Origin of the sequence: Alteribacillus sp. HJP-4 (assembly GCF_042139015.1) — a bacterium.
In the GTDB taxonomy this organism is placed as follows: Bacteria; Bacillota; Bacilli; order Bacillales; family Marinococcaceae; genus JBHIKY01.
In genome coordinates this window covers 298860-306844 of sequence record NZ_JBHIKY010000002.1, presented here as the reverse complement: position 1 = coordinate 306844, position 7985 = coordinate 298860, and the positions used below count along the sequence as shown (strand labels likewise).

Annotated in this window: 11 protein-coding genes; all 11 read left to right on the top strand. The window is 39.0% G+C overall.

The genetic code is table 11. The features are described 5' to 3' along the window. The first annotated feature begins 271 nt into the window (after window positions 1-271). The 11 genes from ACE4RR_RS03035 to ACE4RR_RS02985 all read left to right on the top strand — a co-directional run bounded on the left by ACE4RR_RS03035 (window position 272) and on the right by ACE4RR_RS02985 (window position 7802). A complete protein-coding gene (locus tag ACE4RR_RS03035) occupies window positions 272-964 on the top strand; it encodes a hypothetical protein (protein ID WP_375533915.1) in 693 nt (230 codons plus the stop codon). A 5-nt stretch (window positions 965-969) separates the two neighbouring features. Beyond that, complete coding sequence (locus ACE4RR_RS03030) at window positions 970-1200, top strand: helix-turn-helix domain-containing protein (protein WP_375533914.1); 231 nt, start codon at window positions 970-972, stop codon at window positions 1198-1200. 25 nt (window positions 1201-1225) lie between these two features. Further along, complete coding sequence (locus ACE4RR_RS03025; protein ID WP_375533913.1) at window positions 1226-1837, top strand: hypothetical protein; 612 nt, start codon at window positions 1226-1228, stop codon at window positions 1835-1837. 52 nt (window positions 1838-1889) lie between these two features. Next, complete coding sequence (locus ACE4RR_RS03020) at window positions 1890-2036, top strand: hypothetical protein (protein WP_375533912.1); 147 nt, start codon at window positions 1890-1892, stop codon at window positions 2034-2036. Beyond that, window positions 2033-2911 (top strand): hypothetical protein, encoded by an 879-nt coding sequence (locus ACE4RR_RS03015; RefSeq protein ID WP_375533911.1) that lies wholly within the window; start codon window positions 2033-2035, stop codon window positions 2909-2911. The genes ACE4RR_RS03020 and ACE4RR_RS03015 overlap by 4 nt, the downstream gene beginning before the upstream one ends. A 16-nt stretch (window positions 2912-2927) precedes the next feature. Then, complete coding sequence (locus ACE4RR_RS03010) at window positions 2928-3137, top strand: hypothetical protein (protein ID WP_375533910.1); 210 nt, start codon at window positions 2928-2930, stop codon at window positions 3135-3137. Window positions 3138-3156: 19 nt separating this feature from the next. Continuing rightward, on the top strand, window positions 3157-3483 hold the full coding sequence (locus ACE4RR_RS03005; RefSeq protein ID WP_375533909.1) for a hypothetical protein: 327 nt from the start codon (window positions 3157-3159) through the stop codon (window positions 3481-3483). A gap of 52 nt (window positions 3484-3535) precedes the next feature. Beyond that, window positions 3536-4168 (top strand): HGGxSTG domain-containing protein, encoded by a 633-nt coding sequence (locus tag ACE4RR_RS03000; protein WP_375533908.1) that lies wholly within the window; start codon window positions 3536-3538, stop codon window positions 4166-4168. 63 nt (window positions 4169-4231) lie between these two features. Then, window positions 4232-7123, top strand: coding sequence for a hypothetical protein (locus ACE4RR_RS02995; RefSeq protein WP_375533907.1), 2892 nt, complete (start codon window positions 4232-4234; stop codon window positions 7121-7123). Window positions 7124-7224: 101 nt separating this feature from the next. Then, complete coding sequence (locus ACE4RR_RS02990; RefSeq protein ID WP_375533906.1) at window positions 7225-7515, top strand: hypothetical protein; 291 nt, start codon at window positions 7225-7227, stop codon at window positions 7513-7515. Beyond that, window positions 7515-7802 (top strand): hypothetical protein, encoded by a 288-nt coding sequence (locus tag ACE4RR_RS02985; RefSeq protein WP_375533905.1) that lies wholly within the window; start codon window positions 7515-7517, stop codon window positions 7800-7802. Before ACE4RR_RS02990 ends, ACE4RR_RS02985 begins: the two co-directional genes overlap by 1 nt. Window positions 7803-7985 lie beyond the last annotated feature (183 nt).

The window sequence follows — 7985 nt, the reverse complement described above, 5'->3', positions numbered from 1 at the left end:
ACCCTTCATGCCCTCCCAATCACAAACTAGCATACTCATGTAAGTTTACATGATCGGGGAGGGATAGTTATTAAAAAGTGTTCAATTCTATCGAGCAGAATGTGTTAACTCTAGATTAGCAGTTACAAGCTTCCCACACTCCTTGAAAAAGCTACACAAGAAACACCTCACACATTAGAGGTGCGCCATGACCCTTTGAGCCGGCGAGCGCCCCTAATGATACATACTCTCTCTGCTGTTTCTTTAACAGCTTATATATGAGCCAGTTAAAATGCTGGCTTCTTTTTTATGGAGAGAGATTAACAAAAATGCAAATACAAATACAGAGAACAGCAGGAGAGTGATACAAATGTTCACGGTCAAAGAGACAAAGAAGACTAAACAAATTGAACTTTGGAAAGATGGCAAGGCAGTACAGAAAGCTTGCAGAGATTGCGGAAGAGTAAAACTCATTGAAGATTTCACTCGAAAAATGGAAGGAAATTACCGAGTTGAATGTAAGGTTTGCTTCAACGTTAAACAAAGAGAGTATTTAGAGCAAAACAGAGATAAACGAGCAGTAGAAAGGCAGAACTACCGAGCCAGAATCCTTGGGATGCCTGACAATTTCACTGAGGAGGATTTACAAGAACTCAAGAGGTTCTCTAATGGAAGATGCTTAATTAGTGGTAAAAAGGTTGAGAACTTAGAGATCGACCATTTCCAAGCCTTATCTAAGAGGTTTTTTGGAAGCACTAAGGGGAACATTATTCTCATTTCAAGAGAGGTAAATCAAAGAAAAGGAACCATGAGTATTTTTGAGTTCATTGAGTCGAAACGCTCTGAGGGCTTAATTGACAAGAAGCAACTGAGTAGGACATTCAAATATTTAGCCAGTGCAAACGGGTTGAGCGTTCCTCAGTACATTCAATTATTAAAGGACGCTGAGAAACTGGCTCATAATGCTAGGGAATTATTGAGGTGAAGAAAATGGCAGTTAAGTTTTACGTTGATATTAATAAGGTTCTGGACAGGAAAGGAATCACCCTGACACAGCTTTCAGATAAGACAGGAATTGATATAGCGAGCCTGTCTCGAATGAAGAAAACAAAGACAGCAACGCTCAAAACGCTTAACAAATTGGCTAGCGGATTAAACGAAACTGATTTAGACGGACTCGTTAGTGCAGAAATAAAGAATAGCGGAGAAATTAAAAATTAAAGAAAACAGTGGGAGAGTGATTATTATGGGTATTTTCAACTTTAAGTTTTCAAAAGAGGTAGAGCAAACGGATTTACTTTCTAAGAAGAATGAACTTCAAGCGCAACTCCAAGAGGTCAGCACAAAGATTCAAAGAACAAAAGACGCCATTCGATTAGCTGAGACAGAGTCAATGTTGGACGGAACAGCTACGGTTCAGAAAAAGTTAGCCAAATTTCAAAGTGGACTTGAAAAGCTACAAAAAGAACAAGAGAAACTGAATAAGGAAGCTGCAAAGGTCAATGAGCAGGTCTCACAGTTAAACCTTGAAAAAGGCGAGGAGGAAATTGAAGCGATTCTCCAGAGCGACATTGAGCAGTACGGGAGATCTCAGAGAGGCTTAAAACTCAAGGAGCAGCTTAACAACTTCATTGACTATGAGCTTGACGCTCTCTCAGGTATTGATGATATACGAGTTGCTTCAGGGAGACCTCAGAGGCTTTTGAACAAGGTTAGGGCAAAGGGTTACTTCTCAAAAGAAGACGTCACTCAGCTAAAACTAAAAGAAATGTGGGAGCAGGCAACAGCAGAGGAAGACAAGGATATTGAAAAAGACGTACAGGAAATAGTAAATAAGCTCAGAAAAATGTTCGACTAAAAGAGGAGACTGGGGAGGTTGCTCCCCTGTTTTACTTGTGAGAGGTGGTCTTGTGAGGGAGGAGAGGAGAGAGGTAAAGGAGATCAAAAGGAAAGTTGAGCTTAATGAACTGGCTCAGGAGAGGAAGCTCAGGGAGTTCTTATTTATTCAACAATTAAGAAACATGGAAATAAAGAAGAAACTCGGAGGCTTTCAGTGAGCCTCTTTTTTAGTTTGAATTTAAAAGCTGTCAAAGAAGCAGCAGGAGAGCAGAAAATGTCAGTGGAAATTACACAAGAAACAAAGGTCAGTGACTTAACAGGCTCAGGTTACACTATAATTTCTCCTGAGCAAAAGGAGAGACAAAAAAGGTATTTTGAGAGAAGCAATAACTCAAATGAGAGGTTTGTCATGGTGAAGGAGCAATTCAGTAACGTGAAAGATAAGTTAACCCTTGAACAGAATGGCTTGTTAATGTTCATGGTCAGCTTTGTGAAGTTTAACTCTGATGGAGCTTTATTTCATAACAAGAAAAGAATTGGTGTTACTGAGCTGGCAAATCTTATAGGGAAATCTGAAAGACAAACAAGGCAAGTAGTTGGTGAGCTTGAAAAATACAGCTTAATTACTCGTGAAAAACAAGGTCGAAAAGTTGTTATAAGCCTTGGAGAAACATTCTTTAATTGTGGTTATTCTGAGGAGAGCTTCAGATTTGTGAGGCTTTACAAAACAAGGCTCCATGAGGTTGCTCAAAAGTTAACACTAAGTGAGCTTGGTCTCTTAATGTTGCTTACTTCACATTTTCACTGGAAAACACACTTATTAGTCGACAATCCAAGTGAGCAAGACTCAAACAAGCTACTAATTTGGAAAAGAAAGCATATTGCTGATGAGTTTGGGGTTTCAATTGACTTCATTAAAAGAGCAATTCCCAAGTTAAGAAATGCAAGAGCTATTTATGAAGTTAAATCAGCGAAAAACGGAATAGTTCTTGACCCCTCTTTAATTTGTAAAGATAAAGTTAAACCACGCATCGAAGAAATTCTCGACACAATTAATGAGTGTGAGTTCAAAAAAGAGAATATCAAAAAGTAACCCATGAGGTGATAGCTTGGAAAATGTACTCAACAACTATAAAAACCTTATCCAGTCATACGAGGCAGCAAGCAAGCACTTTCAAGAAACTGGCTCAGTAAAGCTTTTAAGCTATGCTCTTGAAGCTTTAGAAAAATTCGAGAGGAAATTCATTGAATGCTGGTCAGTGAGCCAGCTCATGGAAATGCAAGATAATTTAGAAGCTCAAGGGCTTATGACTATATAAAAAAATTGGAGGTTTTAATATGAGCAAGAAAGAGCTAAAAAGGCTTGCAGATTTATTTGTTAAAGCTTTAGACAACTCAAAAACACTTTCCAAGGCTGAAATGGATGAGTTTAAGAAGCTAAGAATTAAGCTAGAAAAAGCCATGAAAAATGAAACTCCAGAGGAAGAAGAGGAAGAAGATAACTTTGAGGAAATTTATGAAAAGCATGTTAAAAAATTTGGTAATTCCTTATATTCTGACCCTATGGAAAAAGAAAGCAATTATTATGATGAGCCAGAAATAAGTGAAGAAGATCAAAAGTTCTATGAAGAATACGCTAAGCAGTTTGGAAACGGAAGCATTTAATTGAGCCCCATCTCATGGGGCTTTTTTAGTGTGAAAAAAAGGGAGGTGCAGTATGGCAAGAGCTTGGAAGAAAGACCCAAAATTAATAAAGATAGTTGAGGAAGCTGAAGCAGCAAAAGCAGACGGTAACGAAAAAGCCATTAAGGAAATGAAAAGGAAGCTTAAGAAGACCGCAGAGATTTGCGGAGCAATTACCAGAAAAGGAAGAGTATGCACGAGAACGCCAGTAAGCGACAATGGACGCTGTCAATGGCATGGAGGCAAAAGTACAGGACAAAAAACGGAAGAAGGGAGGAAAAAATCAATGGCTAATTTACATCCAAAAGCAAATGTTATTCATGGAATTTATTCCAAAGACTTTAAAGAATCGCTTACTAAAGAAGAAGTTGAATTATATAACCATTTTATTGATTGGTACTTCGAGAACTACAAAGATGCAACTGACCCAGTAAATCTGAGCTTATTTGATCGTTATATTATGAATTTGATTAAGCAAGCAAGAAAAGACGCTGTGGACTTCTTAGCAGACAGTCAACAATATAACGACTTTGAGACAAAACTAATTAGATTTGCTGAAACGCTAGGGCTTAATAGAAAGTTCAAAGCAAGCACAGCAAACGCAGATAATACTCAGAAAGTCGGAATTGCCCAGTTATTTCTTGAAGATGAAGATGAGCAAAATTAATGAGCTGGCTCAGGACTCCCACAAAGGGAGTCTTTTTTAGTTGGAAATTTGGAGGTGACGTAAATGAGTAACTCAGCTATAGATATTTTAGTAAATGCGACAGACAACGCAAGTTCAACCTTGCAAAATGTTGGCTCCAGTGTAGATGGTATGAAAGGTGCTATGGAGAGAGCTGCTGGAGCTTCTAAAGTGCTCCTTGGAATGGTCACAGGAGCTGTAGCTGGCACTGTGGCTCTTGGTGGAAGAGCTGTAATGCAACTAGCAGAGATTGAAAGAATTTCAGCTCAGACAGATGCAGTTATTAAGTCCACTGGAGGAGTCGCTAATGTAACAGCAAGCGATATAGACACAATGGCAGTAGGCATGCAGTATTTAACTTCAGTTGAGCACGAAGCAATTAGAACGGGTGCTAATATGCTTTTAACTTTTACAAATATAAGAAACGAAGCAGGAAAAGGAAACGATGTGTTTGACAGAACCACAGGGCTTATGACAGACCTTTCTGTTGCTATGGGAATAGACACCAAAAGCGCAGCAACTATGCTAGGTAAAGCATTAAATGACCCTACTCAGGGTATGACAGCTCTCTCAAGAGTTGGAGTATCTTTTACTGACGAACAAAAAGAGCAGGTAAAAGCCTTACAGGAGTCAGGTGACATGCTAGGAGCTCAAAAGCTTATCCTTGGTGAGCTGGAAACTCAATATGGTGGAAGTGCTGAAGCTCTTGGAGGTACTTTTGTAGGTCAATTAACAATGGCTAAGATGGCTTTTGATGATGTATTTCAAGCTATCATGTCACAATTAGATGCTTTGAGCTGGCTAACAAATGGAGTCTCATCAGCTAAAGATGCACTCTTAGCGCTTGGAGATTCAATCATTAAAAATGGTATCGCAGGAGCTTTCAGAGAGCTAGTGCCACCTAGTGTAAGGGCTATGATTATGGCTGTTGCTGGTGCTATTACTGGAGGTCTTGTACCTGCATTTTATAAATACGGTTCTGCAATTATAAAAGCAGTTTCTAGTTTATCGCCATTCTTGAAAATTGGTGCTCTAATTGGCTTACTTGCTTATTCAATTATGAGTAACTGGTCAACATTCGCTCCTTATTTTGAAGGGATATTCAACACTCTAAAGAGCACTTTTGAGACGGTCAAGAACGCACTTCAAACAGGCTGGACTATGCTGGTGAACACTTGGAACGCTAACAAACCTCATGTGTTTGAATTGCTAAAACAGCTCTGGACTACTCTCCAGACCGCTTGGGGAGTGCTTTCTAACTTGCTCATGTCTGGCTGGAATATGCTAGTAAGCGCTTGGCAGTCAAGAGGAGAAGCAGCTTCAGGAATCTTTACTAAGCTTCAGAACGTCTGGAATATGCTTCAGACAGCTTTTCAAATTGCTGTCCCTATCCTTATTAGTGTCTTTCAGATGATAGCTCAAAATGCTCAGCTTTTATGGGAAAGCATGTCTCCCGTTTTTGAACAGATTAAGACAATCTTTGGTCAGGTGGTTGAGTTTGCTAAGATGCTCTGGAACGCTATTAAGCCCTTGGTGGTCATTATAGGAGTGGCTCTAGCTGCTGCCGTGGTGGTTGCAATTGGAATAATAAACGGGCTCATAAGAGCTTTCTCTGCAATAGTCGCTGCAATTCTCGCTGCTATCCAATTCATACTAAATTTAGGTATGGCTATCATGTCTGTTTTTCGTGGTGACTGGGGTGCTGCTATGGATTACGCCAAAGCAGCTATGAAGAATTTAGTTCAGATTGTAGGAAATTTACTAAACGCAATTGTTCAGTTCTTTGTTGGATTCGCTCAAGGTGTCTGGTCAGTCATTCGCCCTTTTGCGGTTCAATTATGGAACACCTTTAAAGACGCTATGTCAAAGGCTGGAGAAGCTGTCTCTAACGGGGTAACTAAGGTAGTTAACTTCTTCAGGGAGTTACCTTCAAAAATAATGAATTTCATTAAGAATTTAGCTTCCAAGTTATCTAATGGCTTCCAAACCATGATGAGGGTTGCTGAGACAAAAGTAAAAGTTGGAATAGCTGCTGTAATAAATTTCTTTGGAAATTTAGTCTCTAAAGTGGTCAACTTCATTACCACACTGGCAAGCAATATCTCAAGCAAATTCTCAAGTATGATGAGCAAAGCCAAGTCACTGGTAAAGTCTGGGACAACTGCTGTAATAAATTTCTTTAAAGCTTTACCGGGGAAAGTCATGAACTTTATAACAAATTTAGCCTCTAATTTAGCTAGTAAGTTCACCTCCATGATGGATAAAGCCAAGTCACTAGTGCGCTCTGGAATAGAGGCTGTTGTTGGATTCTTCCGTAACTTGCCGGGAAAAGTGATGAACTTCATAACAAGCTTGGCTTCTAAGCTATCCAGTAAATTCACAAGTATGATGAGCAAGGCTAAAGATGCTGTTAAAACAGGAGTTCAAAACATTATTACAGCAATAAAGAACTTTGGCTCTAAGTTTCTTAAAGCTGGTAAGGGTTTATTAGACTCACTAACTAAAGGGATTAAAGATGGAATTGGCAAAGCTAAAGACGCTGTAAAAGGTGGTATGGAAAAGATAAGAAGTTTCTTACCTTTCTCACCTGCCAAAGAAGGTCCGTTGAGTGACCTTGATAAGTCTGGAGAATCCTTCTTCCCAACATTCGCTAAGGGGATGAGCAAGAAAGTAAACCCTATGCTCAAAATGGCAGAAAAGAGCTTTGGAGAACTCAACGACATTATGAGCCAGCCAGCTTCTGAGATGGAGAAGCTTAATAGCTTCAGTTTTGGAAGAAGCAGTATTACAGTGACTCACAGACATGAACATGGTGGCTCTATAGACGTTCAAGGAAATGGGAGTAAGGAAGCTGTAAGGGTTGCTGCTAGGTCAGTGGAAACTGAAACGCAAGCGAGTATCTTTAGAGATTTACGCCAAGCAATAAGAGCAAGATAATGAGCTGGAGCTCTCGAAAAGGTGATGCAGAAGGCAATATGCTGGAGTCGCTTTCTTGGGGGCTTTCTAAAAAAATAACTCTTTGAGGGGTGAATTATTAAATGTTCAAAAATTTCTACGAAGTGAACGGAATTTTGATGATTACTTTAAAAGAGGATTATAGCTTGGAATGTGAACAGGTAAGGTGCTCCATTGAGGAGGCTCTGAGAGAAGCTGGTTCAAATATGGCTATAGTGTTTAATCATGAGAAAGAACATGTAGGAATTTTGGAAGAACCCTCTGAGATTGACATTGAAGTTATTATGTCAAAAAAGCCATACGCACAAGGAGGGCGCTCAAGAAAGTCGAAGTCTATAAACGCTCAAGAACGCAGCCAAGGAGGAATGATATAATGAGAACTTATTTTTATAAATACACATACACCTTTGAAGTACTCCCAGAGGGGCAAGAGTACACTCTTGAGGATACTGGGGAAATGGATGCAGAATCCCCTGAGGGTGGGGCAAAAAGGATATTCAAGCTCGTAAGAGATGCTATCAAGTCAAAAGGATGCGAACTAAAAAGCTTTCATATTGATGAAATTAGTGAGTTTGAATCCTTTAAATACCTTTCTGAAAATGAAGGGAAATGGATAAGGAATAAGTTAATTAAACAAAGAATAGAGCGAGAAGAGAGTTAACTAAAAAGGTGACCCTCTTTTTATTATTAAGATAGCAGTGTACAGAAGATGAAATTCTGATGTTTGAGAATAGCTCTCTCGTACAACTATCTTTAGTAGTGCTAAGAGTAAAATAGTTACAGTTAAAACTTTAATCATTTAATTTTAAAAATAATTTGATACAAATAAGAGGATATGAATAAT

Coding starts and splice junctions, on each gene's coding strand:
- ACE4RR_RS03005 (WP_375533909.1), top strand. CDS start 3,157: ATGAGCAAGAAAGAGCTAAAAAGGCTTGCAGATTTATTTGTTAAAGCT.
- ACE4RR_RS03030 (WP_375533914.1), top strand. CDS start 970: ATGGCAGTTAAGTTTTACGTTGATATTAATAAGGTTCTGGACAGGAAA.
- ACE4RR_RS02985 (WP_375533905.1), top strand. CDS start 7,515: ATGAGAACTTATTTTTATAAATACACATACACCTTTGAAGTACTCCCA.
- ACE4RR_RS03000 (WP_375533908.1), top strand. CDS start 3,536: ATGGCAAGAGCTTGGAAGAAAGACCCAAAATTAATAAAGATAGTTGAG.
- ACE4RR_RS03025 (WP_375533913.1), top strand. CDS start 1,226: ATGGGTATTTTCAACTTTAAGTTTTCAAAAGAGGTAGAGCAAACGGAT.
- ACE4RR_RS03035 (WP_375533915.1), top strand. CDS start 272: ATGCTGGCTTCTTTTTTATGGAGAGAGATTAACAAAAATGCAAATACA.
- ACE4RR_RS02995 (WP_375533907.1), top strand. CDS start 4,232: ATGAGTAACTCAGCTATAGATATTTTAGTAAATGCGACAGACAACGCA.
- ACE4RR_RS02990 (WP_375533906.1), top strand. CDS start 7,225: ATGTTCAAAAATTTCTACGAAGTGAACGGAATTTTGATGATTACTTTA.